This window comes from Methylobacterium litchii, from assembly GCF_038442315.1.
Taxonomy (GTDB): Bacteria; Pseudomonadota; Alphaproteobacteria; order Rhizobiales; family Beijerinckiaceae; genus Methylobacterium; species Methylobacterium litchii.
In genome coordinates this window covers 16237-31510 of sequence record NZ_JBBXMY010000023.1, presented here as the reverse complement: position 1 = coordinate 31510, position 15274 = coordinate 16237, and the positions used below count along the sequence as shown (strand labels likewise).

Here is a 15274-nt window from a genome sequence, read left to right as displayed (position 1 = left end):
CCGCATGAGCACGCTTCTGCCCTTCGCCCGGCAGGCCCGCCCCATGGCCGAGCCCCGCCGGACGACCTCGTCCGACAAGTTCATTTCCATCGAGGGGATCGCCCGGCGCTATCCGGCACCCGGCGGCAAGCAGACCACGATCTTCGAGAACCTGTGGCTGCCGGTGCGGCGGGGCGAGTTCGTCTGCATGATCGGCCATTCCGGCTGCGGCAAGACCACGGTGCTGAACATCCTCGCCGGGCTCGAAGCTCCGAGCGAGGGCGTCGTCATCGTGGACGGGCAGGCCATCGCGGGCACCAGCCTCGACCGAGCAGTGATCTTCCAGGGCCATGCGCTGCTGCCCTGGCGCAGCGTCCTCGGCAACGTGGCCTACGCGGTCTCCTCGCGCTGGCGGAAGGCGAAGCGGGCGGAGGTCGAGGCGCGGGCCCGGAAGGCCATCGCCACGGTTGGCCTGGCGGGCTCGGAGCACAAGCGGCCCTCGGAACTGTCGGGGGGCATGAAGCAGCGGGTCGGCATCGCCCGCGCCCTCTCCATCGAGCCCAAGATCCTGCTGATGGACGAGCCGTTCTCGGCGCTCGACGCGCTGACCCGCGGCACGTTGCAGGACGAGGTGCGCCGGATCTGCGTCGAGACGGGGCAGACGGTCTTCATGATCACCCACGACGTGGACGAGGCGATCTACCTCGCCGACCGGATCGTGCTGATGACCAACGGCCCCGAGGCGAAGGTGGCCGAGATCGTCGAGAACCCGCTGCCGAAGGACCGGGACCGGACGCACTTGCACCACGCCCCCGGCTATTACGCCCTGCGCAACCACCTGATCGACTTCCTCGTGACCCGCTCCCGCACCCTGAGGGATGCGATGCCCGAGGGCTACGATCCCATGCACCCGCCGGTGGTGCGCCCGTCCCTGAGCGAAGCGGACGCCGCCGCGATCACCGCCGAGAAGCCGGCCCTGCGGGCCTGATCCTCCCGCCGCCGGCCTATTGCGCACGCAAACAAAAACCCCGCTAAGGGCTTAGCGGGGCTGCTGAATTGGTAGCGAGGGAGGGATTTGAACCCCCGACACAAGGATTATGATCTCAACGCAAGCACGGCTAAGTTGTTGATTGGGCAGGGGAGACCAGGGTGCTGCGCTAGCGGTGCGCTAGATCAATCAAGCTCGCCGTTAGATGGCTGACGCCCTTCGAGAGTGGCCGCTTAGGCGGGTGCCACTATCGCTTTTGCGGCCCGCTTTGGGTGGGTTTCTGCCGGTCTGCTTTCGGACGGCGATGCATATAAGCGGACGGGCTCGCTACGGCCTATTTTTCACTGATCATGGCCTCGATCATGCCGTATGGATCATCCACGAATTGGCGCATGATCTGAAAATGCTCAGTGTCCTGCAGTACCGCTGGCTCCAATCCGTATCGGCTCATCCGCAGCAATCGTGCCCCTGGATGCCCCATGATGATCGGTGAGTGCGTGACAATAATCACTTGGCTTTGATTGCCTGCCTCCATCCGGTTCAGGAGCTTGAGAAAATCAAACTGACGCTTTGGCGATAAGGCAGACTCTGGCTCATCGAATATGAAGATGCCGGGCTTCGTGCAGCGCTCCTCGAAAAATCGGATGAAGCCTTCTCCATGCGAATGAGACAGGAAGTCGGCTGACGGACTGCCTGCCTCGTCGAGATAGCGAGCGACGGAGAAGAAACTTTCCGCTCGAAAGAACCAGCCGCGCCCGATCTTCGGCAACCAACCGGCCTTGAGTGATCGCGCGAGTCCTCCGCCGCCGGTCTCGATCGCGCGGGAATTATCTATGGCCTGATATCCCGGACCGCCACCGCTCTCATCGAACCCTGCGAGTACCGCAATACCTTCCAAAAGCGTTAATTTGCCGACGCCGTTCTCCCCAGCAATGATGGTGATGGGGCGATCGAATACGATCTCGAATGCACCATTCTTGAACAGCGGAAGCGAGTAAGGATAAACGCCTCTAGCAAAGATCGCATTTTCGTCAAGCCAAACCCTCTTCAGGTATGGCGGCGGCAAATTTTTGTGGCCGTATCTGCCCATAGATCATTCTCTGCTGCTTTGCGTTGAAGCCCCTCACCAAGAAGCGGACGCTACCGACCCAAAGCAAATTCACGGAAGGTCTGCTTCAGGAATGTTTAGTGAGGCGTCCTTTGCCCAGAAATGAAAGATCGGGCGGCCGATCGCGCGGGTCCGACCCTAGCCCGGGAGCTTCCGGACGATCTCGTCGAACACGTCGGCGGGCAGCGCACCGACGTAACGGTCGCCGTTCAGGAACAGAGTTGGCGTTGTACGGACATTCAGAACTTTCATCGCCCCGGCCTGCACGCCGTTGACTTGGTCGTAGAGAGCTTGGTCCGCCAGCACGGCATCGAACTTGGCTCTGTCGAAGCCAGCTTGCCGGAGGAGGTCGCGCATCGCGTCGAGCGGTTTATCGACGAAGGCCCAGGATCTCTGCCTCTCGAACAGCAGGTCCGTGATCGGGTAGTAGTTCTTGCCGCCGTCGGCACGGGCCAGCATGAACGCGGCGGTGTCGAGCGGGTTCAGTGGGTATCCGCGTAGGGCAAAGCGCATCCGCCCGGTATCGATCCAGCGGGCCTTGATGCCGGGCCAGACCTCATTGTGGAAGGCCGCGCAATGGGTACAGGTCACAGCGGCGTACTCGATAAACGTCACCTTAGCCTCGGGCGAGCCGATCCAGATGTCGCCCAGCGGCCCCGCCAACGCCGGATCATCGACGGGGGCCGCCTGCGCAAGGGCGGGGGCGAAAGCCGGGCTCAGCATCGCGCCGACGAGCAGGCTGCGACGGGTGACCAAATGGCCGAAAGGACACATCTTGGTCTTCCTCAGGCTGGCAAACGAGCGGTGGGCGTCCTGACTTCGTATTCGCGCATACCCGGTCCCGGTCCCTTGATCTCAAGATCTCCTGCATCTCCAAGAGCCTGGAGACGACCGAATAGTACGATGTCACTTACCACCTGACCGGGTGGGTCAACCTCGTCGGTCAGGTGCTGCATGGTGCGCCCGATCACTCTCGCGGCTACCTCCCAGTCCGGTGTGGCTTGGGAGACGAGCACGGTGTCGAAGTACGTCAGGGGAGCCGAGACCAAGCGACCGTCGCGTACGATGCGCAGCGGGGCATCCTCGCTCCTCAATGCCGCCCACCCAGCGGCGGCGGCGTCGCACTCGGCCCGAGTGAAGACGCGCCGCTTATCCCTCAGGCCGGACGCGACGATGTCCTCGCAGCGCATGATCCCGAGCGACCAGGGCCTTCGGATGCCGTCGCGCGTGACGAAGTCGAGGGCCGTGGCGTCGATGATGTCGAACGGGCGGCCGTTCATGCGGAACGCGAATTCGAGAAAACTGGCGTGCTCGGCGGCGTCACTCATGCAGACCCAGTAGACCGGATGCACGCGGGCCGACGTGGCTTCCATCCACGGCTCCTCTGCCTCGCGCTGGTCGGCGTAGGGATCGGGTCGCAGGACGGCTCTGAGCCACGCGTGTCGAACATCTGGGTCCGGCGGATTGATGGGGCCGAAATGCAGGGAGCCCGAGAGCGCGATGACCCGCGCTTCGTCGCCCTGCGACAGGAGGGCTTCTCGAATGGTGTCCGCCCTGCTCGCACCCCACACCACATGGACGACTTCGGCCTCACCGGGCATCTGTGATCCTCCATCGCCTCATAGTGGTCAGGCCGACTGGAAGCGTTGTCACCGCTCGACGTAGCTGTGATGTGACCCTGCTGGGCTGCCGTGTAACGTTTGGTGACAGCACCCTGCGGGTGGCGTCATTTCTCCTCGCGAAGCGTCGGTCCTACGTCCGGTTTCGGGCGAAGCAGTGACGAGCGTGTACGACCATGTTGGGTCGAGAACGGAACGGCTAGTTTCCGGCGCGCACCAAAAATCATTACAAGTTGATTGCACAAACTGTAGCGCTATCTGATCGCGTACCATGAAACATCGCGCGCGATACAGCTATCCAGGCGTCTACCGGCAAACAATTCGTCATTATAGAGGGCGATCTCCGCATCGGGTGGGACTGAGTATGTCGAGCCATCCTGGTACAACGGTCGCACGATCAGGTCCGTCTTGCTGCGCCGACTATCGAAGGTGACCCAGCAGCTGAATGACACCCGGGTCAGGTTGGCGTCGTTACGGGTGTTCTTAACCTGAAAAACGTACCGGTTATCCTTATCTTTTGAGTAGGTGAACGCAGGCGTGAACGCCGACGCCTCGTACATATCTGCAGAACCGACCCAGCAACGTGTGCGCTCAATGGCCAAACCGGGCTGCCACGAAAGGCCATTTGCGCTGACGAGTGACGCCTGAGCCATTTCCCCCGGCGCCATCCAACCTCCGGCCCCGATAGAGACCTTCAAAACACGTAGGCTGAGATTGCCGTTCGCATAGATCGGTCGACAGGACACCATAGCCAGGCGCAGCCAATCCCGCGGGTGCCGGTTCGTGATTCGACCGTACAAGTAGCTGCCCTCGACCCAGGTCTCCAACCCCACGGGTGGATCTTCGGTGTAGCGGTAAAAGGCAGCCCTCGGCTTGATGTCCTCGGCCAAGAGGCGCTCTGCGTAACCCATTGCCAGGGGGACGGCACCCAACGCCATCAGCACGAGCAATCCGCTGCGGAGGATAGCTGCTGCCATCAAGAGGCCACCGCCGAAGAAAGCGATGCCGCCGAGGATGATCCACTCGTAAAGATAGGGTGAGAGCGGATCGAGCCCTTCGTACCAAGCGGCAACGATCCCGAAGCCAATGCTGGTGAGCCAGCGCCGCAGCATGTTCAGCGATACCTTGGTGAGCAGGGGGTGTCGTCCATTGCGTAGGAAGCTCCAGGACCGCCGGGATAGCCCCAGGGGCACCCCAGCTGCGCGGGGTGCTGCACCGGCACAGGACGGCGCTCCAAATGCCCTGCAGCGGTACTGACCGCATGCCGGCTTCCGATGAGATGATGCAGGCTATGATGACGCCGGCCGATCTGCCCATCTGGGCCATGCTGACCCCGCCCAGCTTGGACGCACTGCTGCTGGGTCGCGGCCAAACCGTGCCACGAGCGATCACCCTCGCCTCGGACGTCGACAGCAGCAGCGTTGCCGACGCCCCGCTGCTCACGACCACTCGGCTGATGATCCAGCGGGCCCAGGCAATCGACGGCCTCACCTTGACCGCTACCGGCGCACTGAGCCGCGCCGATGTGCGGGCAATTTTCGACGCAATGAGCTGGCCCAGCTACGACAAAATCAACGCGCTTGCCATGAACAAGGTGCTCAACGAGGCCGACGTGCTGCCTGTCGAGCTTACCCGCCTGACCGCGCAGACCGCCAGGTTGCTGCGGAAGCGCGAGAAGCGGCTGCTGGTGACCAAACTCGGCAGTGGTCTCGCTGAGGCCGAGGCAGCCGCCGAGCTTTTCGCGAAACTCTTCGCGACCATCTTCTGGCAGACAAACCTCAGCTATTTCGATCGCGTGCCGTTCGAGGCCTGGCCGCAGAACCACATTGGCATCGTGCTGTGGTGCTTGTCCGTGGCAGGGGAGAGGTGGTTTCTGCCCGAGGACCTGATGCGGTCGTGTACGGTGTGGGAGCCGGCGCTGATCGAAGGCCACGCGGACTTCCCGGCATACGCCTTCGAGAGCCGGGTCCTGCGCCCGCTCAGTTGGTTCGGCCTGCTGGAGATGCAGATGATCGGTGACCCGAACGCCCCGACCTGGCAGCGTGATCGGCAGTACCGAAAAGCTGATTTGTTCGATCGAGCACTGTGTTTCGACGTGCAGGTGTCCAAACCGCAGGGGCCCGCACATTGATAGCTTCGCGGCCAATCGCACCGCTAAGTTCTTGTTGCCGCGCTCAGAAAATCTGCGAAATCGCGGCATTCGACCCGACCACATCAGCGCCGTCTGCCGCATGGATTCTAAAGAGTCTCTATTACGGACAAAACAGCTTGTGCGGCCATGGCGCAGCTGCAAGCACCGTTCGCCATGGCCATTGAGATCACGCGGCCTTCTTACGCCGCTCGGACATCATCAAACCGCGCGCTGCGGCAGCCTCTTTGATCTGCGGATCCAACTCTCCGGCACGAACCGCAGTGATCAGCGCGTCGAGCGTGGCGGGCAGCTTGTCCAAGCTGCCGATACTGATGGCGGCCTTGCCCGGCTGCAACTCCAGCGGCTTGCCACCGACCCGCATGATGAAATGCACGGTGCCGGCCTGATCCTGGAACCAGCCCTTGCGCACGCGCCGGTTCACCTCCACCCGCACGCGCTGACCCGACGCGTCTTTGCGTAGGGCAGCGACTTTAGGCGGATCGTAGAGGCGACCCTCAAGGGTCGCGTTCACCATGTCCCTCTGTTCGGCGAGCTGACACAGCAGCTTCTCGCGCGCACGGCTTAGGGGATCGTTGGCTGAGGCTACTGGCGCGGCAGCAGTCAGCTTGAGGGTCTTCAGCACGGACATTTGCGTCTCCTCCATGTGAGCTCAATCAGCTCTATGTCCGGGACGCTACTGCCGTGATCCTGCCGTTCAACCAAAGAATGGGGCAGGTGCTTGCCTGGATTAACCAAACCTGCGAAGTGCAACTGAACGATTGAGGCGTATTCTCATCGACTTGTTGGGTCAGAGTGCCAGAGTACTGCGCCGCCAAAACCGCTGCTGGAAGTCCTTGTAAATGCGCTCAGAAAAGCTCGGATTTCGCACTCTTTGGCGCGACCGCGGTCATCTGCCTCGCCGCAGCCCCCTCTCCCAAAGCCAATAGCCCACAAAACCAAATGGGTAGACTGGAAGTCCGCTCATGGCGCTCTCCACGGAGCGATAGCGAAGTGGCGCCATGAGCAGCCATCGAAAGATGGGTGCGAAAGCAGCAGGGGCGAAAAGCCCGTCCACGGCGTTGTCGCGAGTGGCTGGCTTGAAGAGCCAGACACGACGCGAAACGTCGCGGACAACGCCTGATAGTACTTCGTTGGATAGCGTCTTAGTGACGAATAATCTCTCTATAGAGAGATTGTTCTTTCCTATGTCGTTATTCAATGATGTAATGTCAGTCGGATGATATATTATGCTCTTACCTATGTGGCATAAATATCGACGCACGCCCTGCCGGCGTTGTAAGACCATATTAGCGTAACAACAAGGAGAGAAAAATGACTCATGAAATCAAGAGTTGGCTCGAAACCCAGGCTGCCACGCAGCAGTGGCTTGAAAAACACTACCGTGGCCGGATGGCTTACCAGGTTAGCAGGGGAAAGATTTTTGCACTTTCTTTTGCCGACTATGTCAATCTTTGGGGCCTGCGGAAACTCAGGGAGGTTGCTAAGCTAATTGAAACCGGCAAGCTCACCAGACGGATGCGCCATCCCGATAAGGGATGGGTCCTAAGCTGGATTAGCAAAGAGGCTCGTGAAGCCGGAGAGATGAACGCCACGACGGCACGCATTCTGCAGCGCAACTCGAGCAAGCTTCGCTTTTATCTTCAAGCCGGGGACACCCATACGGATGTTGCCAAGCGTAAAATCGGTGACGCAAAAAGGGGAAAGGCGCTCTCAGACGCTCACAAACAGGCCATTCGGGAAGCGCGCATAGGTGTGAAGCAGAGCGCCGAGCACAAGGCCAAACGGATCGCCGCCATGAGGGCCACGAAGCAGCTTCAGCGCGAGCGACGTGCCCAGTCAGCTGCGCAGCCAGCTTGATCGCTAGCGGAATTTGGTAAGTGCAGGGTTTCACAATCCCTGCATTCAGGCTGATGGCCGCAAAGACGCCATTCGATGTCTATGGCACGGCTGGATGTGGCCGATAGCGGAATGACCGCTTCGGAGAAGGTCCGCGGGAAAAGCGGACAACCTGCTACCGACCCAACCCAGCCGTCAAGAACGTCGTTTGAGCTACTCTAAAGCGGACATTCGTCTGCCATCCAAGACTTTCGGCGCGTGGCCGGAACGATCTTTGGCCGTCCCCGAGCAGACGCCCCAGAAGGGACCCTTTCGGGTCGCACTCCCGCCCTGACGTTTCTCCAGTAAACGACCGTTCAAGTTCACACGCTCGATGGCACGAGGCGGATGCGAGTTCCCCACGGATCGTGAAGCACGGAGGCACCGTCGTCATCGGTCATCGCCAATCCGCCCTCCAGGCACCGCCCACGAACCTTAGCTAATGTCCCCCTGTCGATCAGGAGCTCGACCTCGGCCAGACCGGCCATGCCCGCAGGGCGCACCGGGGCGCCCCGGCTGTTCCAGATGTTGGTCGCGAGCTGGTGGTGGTACCCACCGGCACCGAGGAACGTCGCGCCCGGATACCGGCACATTATGTCGAACCCGAGCAGATCCGCGTAGAAGCGCTCCGCGGCGTCCAAAGCGCCGACTTGGAGATGGACGTGTCCAACGCGACCGCTCGCCGGCATGCCCCTCCAGGGGGCTGGGGCGGCGCGCAGGAGCCCGGCATGGTCGAGCCGGTCGTTCCTCATGACGAGGCCACCGTCCTCCGCACGCGGCCACTCGGAACTCGGGCGGTCCACGTACACCTCGATGCCGTTCCCTTCAGGATCGATGAGGTAGACCGCCTCGCTGACGAGGTGGTCGGCCGCGCCCGAGAGTTGGATCTTGCGCTCCGCCGCGTAGGCGAGCCAGGCGCCCAGGTGGCCGCGGCTCGGGAGCAGGAAGGCCGTGTGGAAGAGGCCCGCCTGCTGCGGGCTCCAGGGCTGGGCAGCGGGATCGTGCCGCAGTTCCAGCAGGACGGTGGCCCCGACCCCGAGGCGCAGCGTATCGGATTTCCGCGAGATGGTCGCGAGGCCGAGCGTATCGCGATAGAACCGGGCGAGGCCATCGAGGTCTCGAACGACAAGGGCGACGCTACCGACGCGGTAGGGGGCGGTGTCCAGCAGTGAAACCGGGACGTTCGGCGAGGTCCCACCCCCCTGCTCAGTCCCGGGCGCACTTCCTGCCGGGCGTTCGCTGTCATGGGTCATGCTAGTGCTCCGGAGCTATGGAATCGGTCAGCCGCCGTCGGCGGGCGCGGGCTGGATCGTGGCCGCGAGGTCGATGTCGACCCCGACGTCGAGACCGACCCACTGGCCCGATGCCCAGGGGCCCTGGCCGACCCCGAAATCGGTTCGGACGAGACCGACATGGCCGGTGGCCCGCGCCTGATCCTTGTCGAGCGTGAGATGGAAGGGCAGCGTGAGGGGCCGGCTCGTGCTCCGGATCGTCAGGGTCCCGACCGCCTCGTAGTCGCCGCGGCCCTTATCGATGAAGCGGGCCGCCTCGAAGCGTGCTTGGTTTGCGCCCTTCACGTCGAACCAGTCCTTCTGCGGAAGGGCCTCGTCACGCTGGACGTCGCCCGTCCTGGCGCTGGCGAGGGCGATCAACACGACGGCGTGTCCGGCCTCGGGCTTGGCCGGGTCGAAGTCGATCTTGGCCTGGAAGCGCTCGAAGCGCCCGGTGAACGGCGCCCCGACCTGCACACCGGAGAACTTGATGGTGCTCTTGGCCGGGTCGACCGCCCATTCGGCGGCGGTCGCGGGAACCGCGGCGGCCGACAGGGCGACCGCGAGGCAGAGGATGCGCGTGTTCATGGGTTCGATTCCAGGGACCCGGACCGCACCGAAGGTGCACGGGCCGGGAGCATGCGGCGCAGGACGTCGTCGTGGATGATGAAGTGGTGGCGCAGGGCGGCTGCCACGTGGAGGATGAGCAGCGCCGTCAGCAGCCACGCCCCGTAGGCGTGCACCAGCTTGAGGACGCCCTCCGCCACCGCCGGGTTCGGGACGAACGCGGCGAGGGGAAGGTGCGGCCAGGGCACGAGGCCGTAGAGCACCGTCGGGATGTTGAACGGCGACAGCGACACTACGGCCCAGCCGGTCAGGGGCAGCCCGACGAGGAGCAGGTACAGCAGGCCGTGCGCCGTCGAGGCCGCCATGCGCTCCCGCGCCGGCATCCCGGTCGGGTGCGGCGGCGGCCGGTGGGTCAGGCGCCAGAGGACCCGCAGGACCGTCAGGGCCAGCACCGTGATGCCGACCGACTTGTGCCACTGGTAGAGCTGGAACTGGCGCATCGGCGCCAGTCCCGCATGCGTCATGATCAGGCCCATGCCGATCAGGGCCAGCACGCCGAGCGCGCTCGCCCAGTGCAGCAGGATGGCCACGGCGGAGTACCGCCGTGCGGACACACCGGTTGCCATGGCCGTCCTCCGAGCCGTCGGTCAGTCCTGACGCTCGAAGGCGCCGGCGATGGTGAGGTGCAGCTCGTCGCCGATCAGCGGCACGTAGGTCTTCACGCCGAACTCGGAGCGCTTGAGCGTGCCGGTTGCCTCGAAGCCGACCGTGTACTTCTTGTTGAGCGGGTTGGCGCCGGCGCCGACCAGGGTGACGTCGAGGGTCACCGGCTTGGTCACGCCGTGGAGCGTCAGGTCACCCGTGACCTTCGCGTGGTCCTTGCCGGCCGGCGCGACCTTGGTCGAGACGAAGGTCATGGTCGGGTACTTCCCGGCGTCCAGCCACTGGTCACCCTTGAGCTCGTCGGTGAGCTTGGCGCTGGTGGTCGTCACCGAGGCGACCGGGATCTTCACCGACAGCTTCGAGGCGGCGGGGTTCTTCGGATCGAGGGTGAGGCTGCCCGACACGTCCGAGAAGCCGCCGGCATAGTTCGAGAAGCCCATGTGCGACACGCGCCAGCCAACCTGGGTATGGCCGGGGTCGACCGCGTAGGTGCCGGCCTGGATCTGGGCCGGGTCGCGGGTAGCCGGCGACTGGGCCAGGACCGGGGTGGCGAAGAGGGCCAGGGCGAGGCCGGGGATGAGAATGGACTTCACGGGTGTCTCCGGGACTGAAACGGGCGACCCGCCCCACCTGGGGAAGGGCCGCGAGAGCCGAGGACGCTGAGATACCCACGTTGGCGGCCGAGTTTGAGCCTGCTATCCGGAACCACATGGTTGCGAAAACGGAAACCTTCGGCGGCGGATTGGACGACCTTCGTGCCTTCTGCGCGGTGGTCGACCTGGGCACCGTCACGGCGGCCGCAGCGAGCCGGGGCGAGACCAAGGGCAGCCTCAGCCGACGCATCTCGCGCCTGGAGGCCGCGCTCGGCGCCACCCTGATGGCCCGCCATCCCCGCGCGGTGTCGCCGACCGCGGAGGGCCTGGTCTTCTATGCCAAGGTGCAGGAGAGCCTCGCGCTGCTCGACGAGGCGGCCGAGACCGCGCGTGACGCCCGCACCGTCCCTGCGGGCCACCTCCGGGTGACGACCTCGGTCGATTTCGGCATCGAGCTGATGCCGGGGATCGTCGCGAGCTTCCGCCGGGCCTACCCGCAGATCACGGTCGATATGATCAACACGGACGCGCGGCTCGACCTCGCGGCCAACCGGATCGATCTCGCCCTGCGCCTGGGCGATGTGGAGGAGACCGGCTACAGGGCCGCGCTGATCCTGCGTCTCTGGGTCGGGCTCTACGCGGCGCCGGACTACCTCGCGCGGCGTCCGGCGCCGACGAGCCTCGCGGCCCTGGCTGAGCACGACCTGATCCTCTCGCGCGAGAGGCCCGGGGCGCTGGGCATCATGCTCAGCGACGGCCAGGGCCGGACGGAACAGGTGGCGCTCAGCCCCGCCGTCCGGGCGAGCGACTTCGCCGCGGTGCTCCGGCTGACGCTGGCCGGGACAGGCATCGGCCATCTGCCGAGCGCCGTGGCGGCCGGCTCCGTCGCGAACGGGGCGCTCGTACGGGTGCTGGCACCTTGGGCGACGGCGGGCGGGGCGCTCCGGGCCGTGAGCCTCGCTGGCCGGGAATTACCGGCACGGGTGCGCGTCTTTCGCGAGCACGTTCGCTCCGAGATGATGAAGCGCTTCGCCGTCGAGCCGGACCAAGCCGAAGGCACCTGATGCGAGCGGTTCTCAGGGACGTTCCTCGGCCGTCGAGCAGCGTCGGCGCAGGGTGGAGGCTGTGTGGAACGGCGCCATGACGGCGTGTCCTCATAGCCTCGGTCTCTTACCCGACTGCGCCGCCACGAGGGGTTTGTACCTATCCCGGGCGGCGGGGGTTTGCTGATCAACCCTTAAGTGCTGCCTCGATCACGGATGAGGTCGAGGTGGTCGGCCGACCGATGAGCGCACTGAGTTGGTGGCCGCCATCGAAGAGGGCGCCCTTCTCGGCGCCAGCATCCGAGTCGGCCAGAAGGCCGGCAAAGGCGTCGGGTAGCCCTGCGCCGATCAGAGCGGTTTTGAAATCCGTCTCGGGCAGGTTCCGGTAGGCAAGCGCCTTGCCCGAGGCTTGGGATATGAGCTTGGCGAAGTCGGATAGGCTATAGGCTTCGTCGCCTGCCAATTCGTAGATACGCACGCCCTGGTCGGTCTCGGCGGTCAGCACGATGCTTGCGGCCGCCGCGTAGTCGGCCCGCGCCGCGGAGGCGATCTGCCCTTCCCCCGCGCTGCCGAGGAAGACGGCGTGTGCGAGCGCGGGAGGGATCGGGGCCGCATAGTTCTCGGTGTACCAGCCGTTGCGCAGCAGGACATGGGGCACCCCCGACGCCGCCAGCATCGCCTCGGTGGCGCGGTGTTCCTCCGCGAGGGCCAGGGGAGACGTGTCGGCACGGAGGAGGCTGGTGTAGGCGATCAGGCGGACACCGGCAGCCTTGGCGGCGGCGATGACGTTCTGGTGCTGGACCGCGCGTTGACCGACCTCGCTGGAGGAGATCAGCAACAGCCGCTCGATGCCCTCGAAGGCCGTGGCGAGCGTGTCGGGCCTGGCATAGTCGGCCGTGCGGACCTCGACGCCGAGCCCAGCCAGCTTCCTGGCCCCTTCGCTTCCGGCATCGCGGACACCAGCGATCACCTGTGCGGCGGGCACGGTCCGGAGCAGATCCTGAATGACGAGGCGCCCAAGTTGGCCGGTGGCCCCTGTTACGAACAGACGGGTGTGCGAGGAGAGCGTCATAGGGAAAAATCCTAAGCGGTTCGTTTTCCGCACAAGGTCTATAAATGAGACCTGAATTGCCTGTAAGGAGGCAGGTTCTGGGAGCCTGGTGACTTGGAAGGAACCGCCTGCATGAGCGACGCGAACGGGCTGGCCAGCAAGTTCGATAGCTGGCAGCGCATGAGACTCGATCCGGCCCGCTGCCCGGTCCGGGACGTGCTCGATCACCTCGGCGACAAATGGACGACCTTGATCGTGATCGCACTGGCCGGCGGTCCTCGGCGGTTCGGCGAGCTGAACCGGTCCATCCCGGATATTTCGAAGCGAATGTTGACGCAGTGTCTGCGTGCTCTGGAGCGCGATGGGCTCATCACCCGCCATGTATTCCCAACGAGCCCGCCGAGCGTTGAATATCGGTTGGCGGACCTGGGTCGTTCTCTTCTAGGCCCCCTGGAAATTTTGATCGAATGGGCTGAAGCTAACCATCAAACCGTAGTCGATGCTCGCCTTCATTTCGATGGTGCTGCTCTAAGTACCTAGGAGTAGACGGTCCTAGCGTCCGAAAGGGTTGGGAGCGGGCGCCTTGACGATGTCCGCTCCGATGCTTCTGTCGCTCGGAAGCAGACAGGCAGAAATCCCCCCTCCCCAGTCATCCTGACGGGCCTATCGGTGAGACCGATGCTGGCCGAAAGCGGAACGACCGCTCCGGAGGAGGTTGACCAGAAAAGCGGACGGCCTCCTACCGACCCAACCCGGCCGCCCGGACCGCCTTGTGCGCATCTCCGAAGCGGCCGTTCGTCAGCCGTGCGCCACCTTTGGTCCGGTGTGGAAAGCGACTTGGCCGATTTAACAGGCAGCCAGAAAGAAGCAGCCGGCAGTCGGTCGCGGCATCGACTGGAAGGGTGCACATGCTCCGAAGCCGAGTTGGAACTCCGCTCTCCCGAACATGCCGCATCAGATAAGTCGATCACTGCTGAGAAAGCCCGCCGCGGCAGCTGCAGGGCGGGCTCTCGTGGTGCGATACGGGATCCCGCCTGTCTTCAGCGGGTGGTTCCCGAACCCGTCGACCCTGGGACAGCGGCTTGGTTAGCCTTGATGGCCCACAACTCGGTCGGCAAGCTGATAGGGGCGCCGGGCTTGTAATCCGCCGAGTCCTGAATGTGGGACGTCGTCACGTAGATCGTGCCATCGGGCCCTTCGCTGAACGTATCCGGCCACCGGAGCCTGTCGTCCTGAACCAGCGTGGTCAGGCCACCGTCCGGCTTGGTCAGGTCGCGGACCTTCACTGCGTTGTCCTGCGGTGAGGTGACATACATCCGCCCGTCCTTGCGAGAGATCAGTAGCCCGTCAGCCGGCCCGTTCTCGCCGACCGTGGCGATCTTCCCGCTCAGGGTTCTGTCGCTCAGCGACTCGGGCACGAATGATGCCGTGGCCCAACCTGTCAGTGCGTCAGTCGGGAGGCTGTAGAGGGTCTTACCCTTGATGGCCTGCCAGTAGAGTGTCTTGCCATCAGGGGAGAGTGCAATGCCGTCGGCGGAGAACTCGACGCCGCGCCCATCGGGGCGACGGAGTGGCTTGCCGTCGTACTGTATGGTCACGCTCTTATCCGGCATCGTCGAGGGGTGGCCGGACAACACGCGCTTGGCTGAACCGCTGTCGAGATCGACCACGATCAGCGCCCCCTCAGCCCCGGAGTCCGTCAGGTAGGCGGTCTTGCCATCGGGCGAGATGCGTACGTCGTTGATGTAGGAGGCCTGCATCACCGTGCTGGTATCGAACGGGATTGTCTTCACGACCTGATTGGTCTTCAGGTCGATACCCACGAGCTTGGCTCCATCCTTGATCACATGCGCCATCGCCGGTGCGGCGGCGTCGACCACCCAAAGGCGATCCTGCCCATCGGCGACGACGCTCTGAACGCAGACGAAGTGTGTTTTGGGATCGACCTCGTCCTTCCTGGCATTGCGCCAGCTGTTCCAGTCATCGTTCGGGTAAGCGACCGGCTTGCCATCCTTCAACTCGGCAACCGAGACCGGAGCGTCCTCACTCCAACGCGGGAAGTTAACGAACATACGCCCGTCTCGGCTTACAGTGATCCCTGTGACCTGATGCGCGAAGCTCGCGATCTGGGTGAGATTGCCATCGGCTGGAGCGCGGCTCTGGGCTAGGGCGGGACCCACTAGCGCTGCGGTACTGGCCATCAGGGCTAGGGCCAGACCGAAATGGGCGCTCGCTGAAAGTTTCATACTGGGCACTCTCTGAGAGGTATGCCAGCCAACTCCTCAGCACGATCTTGGCTCCCCGGCACAGGTAAGCGCTCGCACCGGGCAAACATCAGGCGTATGCCCGGTGCCGGGGTTGCGCA

The 15274-nt window shown here is 64.0% G+C and carries 16 protein-coding genes; 5 read left to right on the top strand and 11 right to left on the bottom strand.

Annotated features, from left to right (window positions below; translation table 11 throughout):
• Window positions 1-4 precede the first annotated feature (4 nt).
• Window positions 5-967, top strand: coding sequence for an ABC transporter ATP-binding protein (locus tag AAHF99_RS24680; RefSeq protein WP_342166999.1), 963 nt, complete (start codon window positions 5-7; stop codon window positions 965-967).
• A gap of 334 nt (window positions 968-1301) precedes the next feature.
• Here AAHF99_RS24680 and AAHF99_RS24675 read toward each other — a convergent pair whose 3' ends face one another.
• The 4 genes from AAHF99_RS24675 to AAHF99_RS24660 all read right to left on the bottom strand — a co-directional run bounded on the left by AAHF99_RS24675 (window position 1302) and on the right by AAHF99_RS24660 (window position 4806).
• Entirely contained in the window at window positions 1302-2057 is a 756-nt protein-coding gene (locus tag AAHF99_RS24675; RefSeq protein WP_342166998.1) for an AAA family ATPase, read from the bottom strand.
• Window positions 2058-2213: 156 nt separating this feature from the next.
• Entirely contained in the window at window positions 2214-2831 is a 618-nt protein-coding gene (locus AAHF99_RS24670; protein WP_412759946.1) for a thioredoxin domain-containing protein, read from the bottom strand.
• Between the two features lie 29 nt (window positions 2832-2860).
• Window positions 2861-3676 (bottom strand): DUF3658 domain-containing protein, encoded by an 816-nt coding sequence (locus AAHF99_RS24665; protein WP_342166996.1) that lies wholly within the window; start codon window positions 3674-3676, stop codon window positions 2861-2863.
• Between the two features lie 272 nt (window positions 3677-3948).
• Window positions 3949-4806: a hypothetical protein gene (locus AAHF99_RS24660; protein ID WP_342166995.1), complete on the bottom strand. Its 858-nt coding sequence runs from the start codon at window positions 4804-4806 to the stop codon at window positions 3949-3951.
• A 149-nt stretch (window positions 4807-4955) separates the two neighbouring features.
• Here AAHF99_RS24660 and AAHF99_RS24655 point away from each other — a divergent pair, with 149 nt between their 5' ends.
• Entirely contained in the window at window positions 4956-5825 is an 870-nt protein-coding gene (locus tag AAHF99_RS24655; RefSeq protein WP_342166994.1) for a hypothetical protein, read from the top strand.
• A gap of 187 nt (window positions 5826-6012) precedes the next feature.
• Here the strand turns inward: AAHF99_RS24655 and AAHF99_RS24650 are convergent, their stop codons facing one another.
• Window positions 6013-6474, bottom strand: a complete 462-nt coding sequence (locus AAHF99_RS24650) for a DUF6641 family protein (RefSeq protein WP_342166993.1) — start codon at window positions 6472-6474, stop codon at window positions 6013-6015.
• A 683-nt stretch (window positions 6475-7157) separates the two neighbouring features.
• On the opposite strand from AAHF99_RS24650, the gene AAHF99_RS24645 reads away from it, so the two are divergent.
• The gene (locus AAHF99_RS24645; RefSeq protein ID WP_342166992.1) at window positions 7158-7703 is read left to right on the top strand and encodes a hypothetical protein; all 546 of its coding nucleotides are present in this window, start codon (window positions 7158-7160) and stop codon (window positions 7701-7703) included.
• Between the two features lie 341 nt (window positions 7704-8044).
• Here AAHF99_RS24645 and AAHF99_RS24640 read toward each other — a convergent pair whose 3' ends face one another.
• The 4 genes from AAHF99_RS24640 to AAHF99_RS24625 are packed head-to-tail and all read right to left on the bottom strand — an operon-like array spanning window position 8045 to window position 10815.
• Entirely contained in the window at window positions 8045-8974 is a 930-nt protein-coding gene (locus tag AAHF99_RS24640) for a VOC family protein (RefSeq protein ID WP_342166991.1), read from the bottom strand.
• Window positions 8975-9001: 27 nt separating this feature from the next.
• The gene (locus AAHF99_RS24635) at window positions 9002-9580 is read right to left on the bottom strand and encodes a YceI family protein (RefSeq protein ID WP_342166990.1); all 579 of its coding nucleotides are present in this window, start codon (window positions 9578-9580) and stop codon (window positions 9002-9004) included.
• A complete protein-coding gene (locus tag AAHF99_RS24630) occupies window positions 9577-10185 on the bottom strand; it encodes a cytochrome b (protein WP_342166989.1) in 609 nt (202 codons plus the stop codon). The genes AAHF99_RS24635 and AAHF99_RS24630 overlap by 4 nt, the downstream gene beginning before the upstream one ends.
• Before the next feature lie 21 nt (window positions 10186-10206).
• Complete coding sequence (locus AAHF99_RS24625; protein ID WP_342166988.1) at window positions 10207-10815, bottom strand: YceI family protein; 609 nt, start codon at window positions 10813-10815, stop codon at window positions 10207-10209.
• Window positions 10816-10931: 116 nt separating this feature from the next.
• Between AAHF99_RS24625 and AAHF99_RS24620 the strand changes: the two genes are divergently transcribed.
• Window positions 10932-11879 carry a LysR family transcriptional regulator gene (locus AAHF99_RS24620; RefSeq protein WP_342166987.1) on the top strand — a complete coding sequence of 316 codons (948 nt, stop codon included), beginning with the start codon at window positions 10932-10934 and terminating at the stop codon, window positions 11877-11879.
• Window positions 11880-12045: 166 nt separating this feature from the next.
• On the opposite strand, the gene AAHF99_RS24615 is transcribed toward AAHF99_RS24620, so the two are convergent.
• Complete coding sequence (locus AAHF99_RS24615) at window positions 12046-12930, bottom strand: SDR family oxidoreductase (RefSeq protein WP_342166986.1); 885 nt, start codon at window positions 12928-12930, stop codon at window positions 12046-12048.
• A 111-nt stretch (window positions 12931-13041) separates the two neighbouring features.
• Here AAHF99_RS24615 and AAHF99_RS24610 point away from each other — a divergent pair, with 111 nt between their 5' ends.
• Window positions 13042-13449 (top strand): winged helix-turn-helix transcriptional regulator, encoded by a 408-nt coding sequence (locus AAHF99_RS24610; RefSeq protein ID WP_111473360.1) that lies wholly within the window; start codon window positions 13042-13044, stop codon window positions 13447-13449.
• Window positions 13450-13949: 500 nt separating this feature from the next.
• Here the strand turns inward: AAHF99_RS24610 and AAHF99_RS24605 are convergent, their stop codons facing one another.
• Complete coding sequence (locus tag AAHF99_RS24605; RefSeq protein ID WP_342166985.1) at window positions 13950-15155, bottom strand: L-dopachrome tautomerase-related protein; 1206 nt, start codon at window positions 15153-15155, stop codon at window positions 13950-13952.
• Between the last annotated feature and the right edge of the window lie 119 nt (window positions 15156-15274).

What these genes read in the sequence shown, in the direction of transcription:
- AAHF99_RS24655 (WP_342166994.1), top strand. Translation starts at nt 4,956, where the DNA reads ATGCCGGCTTCCGATGAGATGATGCAGGCTATGATGACGCCGGCCGAT.
- AAHF99_RS24630 (WP_342166989.1), bottom strand. Translation starts at nt 10,185, where the DNA reads ATGGCAACCGGTGTGTCCGCACGGCGGTACTCCGCCGTGGCCATCCTG.
- AAHF99_RS24675 (WP_342166998.1), bottom strand. Translation starts at nt 2,057, where the DNA reads ATGGGCAGATACGGCCACAAAAATTTGCCGCCGCCATACCTGAAGAGG.
- AAHF99_RS24620 (WP_342166987.1), top strand. Translation starts at nt 10,932, where the DNA reads ATGGTTGCGAAAACGGAAACCTTCGGCGGCGGATTGGACGACCTTCGT.
- AAHF99_RS24680 (WP_342166999.1), top strand. Translation starts at nt 5, where the DNA reads ATGAGCACGCTTCTGCCCTTCGCCCGGCAGGCCCGCCCCATGGCCGAG.
- AAHF99_RS24660 (WP_342166995.1), bottom strand. Translation starts at nt 4,806, where the DNA reads ATGCTGCGGCGCTGGCTCACCAGCATTGGCTTCGGGATCGTTGCCGCT.
- AAHF99_RS24615 (WP_342166986.1), bottom strand. Translation starts at nt 12,930, where the DNA reads ATGACGCTCTCCTCGCACACCCGTCTGTTCGTAACAGGGGCCACCGGC.
- AAHF99_RS24605 (WP_342166985.1), bottom strand. Translation starts at nt 15,155, where the DNA reads ATGAAACTTTCAGCGAGCGCCCATTTCGGTCTGGCCCTAGCCCTGATG.
- AAHF99_RS24640 (WP_342166991.1), bottom strand. Translation starts at nt 8,974, where the DNA reads ATGACCCATGACAGCGAACGCCCGGCAGGAAGTGCGCCCGGGACTGAG.
- AAHF99_RS24650 (WP_342166993.1), bottom strand. Translation starts at nt 6,474, where the DNA reads ATGTCCGTGCTGAAGACCCTCAAGCTGACTGCTGCCGCGCCAGTAGCC.
- AAHF99_RS24635 (WP_342166990.1), bottom strand. Translation starts at nt 9,580, where the DNA reads ATGAACACGCGCATCCTCTGCCTCGCGGTCGCCCTGTCGGCCGCCGCG.
- AAHF99_RS24645 (WP_342166992.1), top strand. Translation starts at nt 7,158, where the DNA reads ATGACTCATGAAATCAAGAGTTGGCTCGAAACCCAGGCTGCCACGCAG.
- AAHF99_RS24665 (WP_342166996.1), bottom strand. Translation starts at nt 3,676, where the DNA reads ATGCCCGGTGAGGCCGAAGTCGTCCATGTGGTGTGGGGTGCGAGCAGG.
- AAHF99_RS24610 (WP_111473360.1), top strand. Translation starts at nt 13,042, where the DNA reads ATGAGCGACGCGAACGGGCTGGCCAGCAAGTTCGATAGCTGGCAGCGC.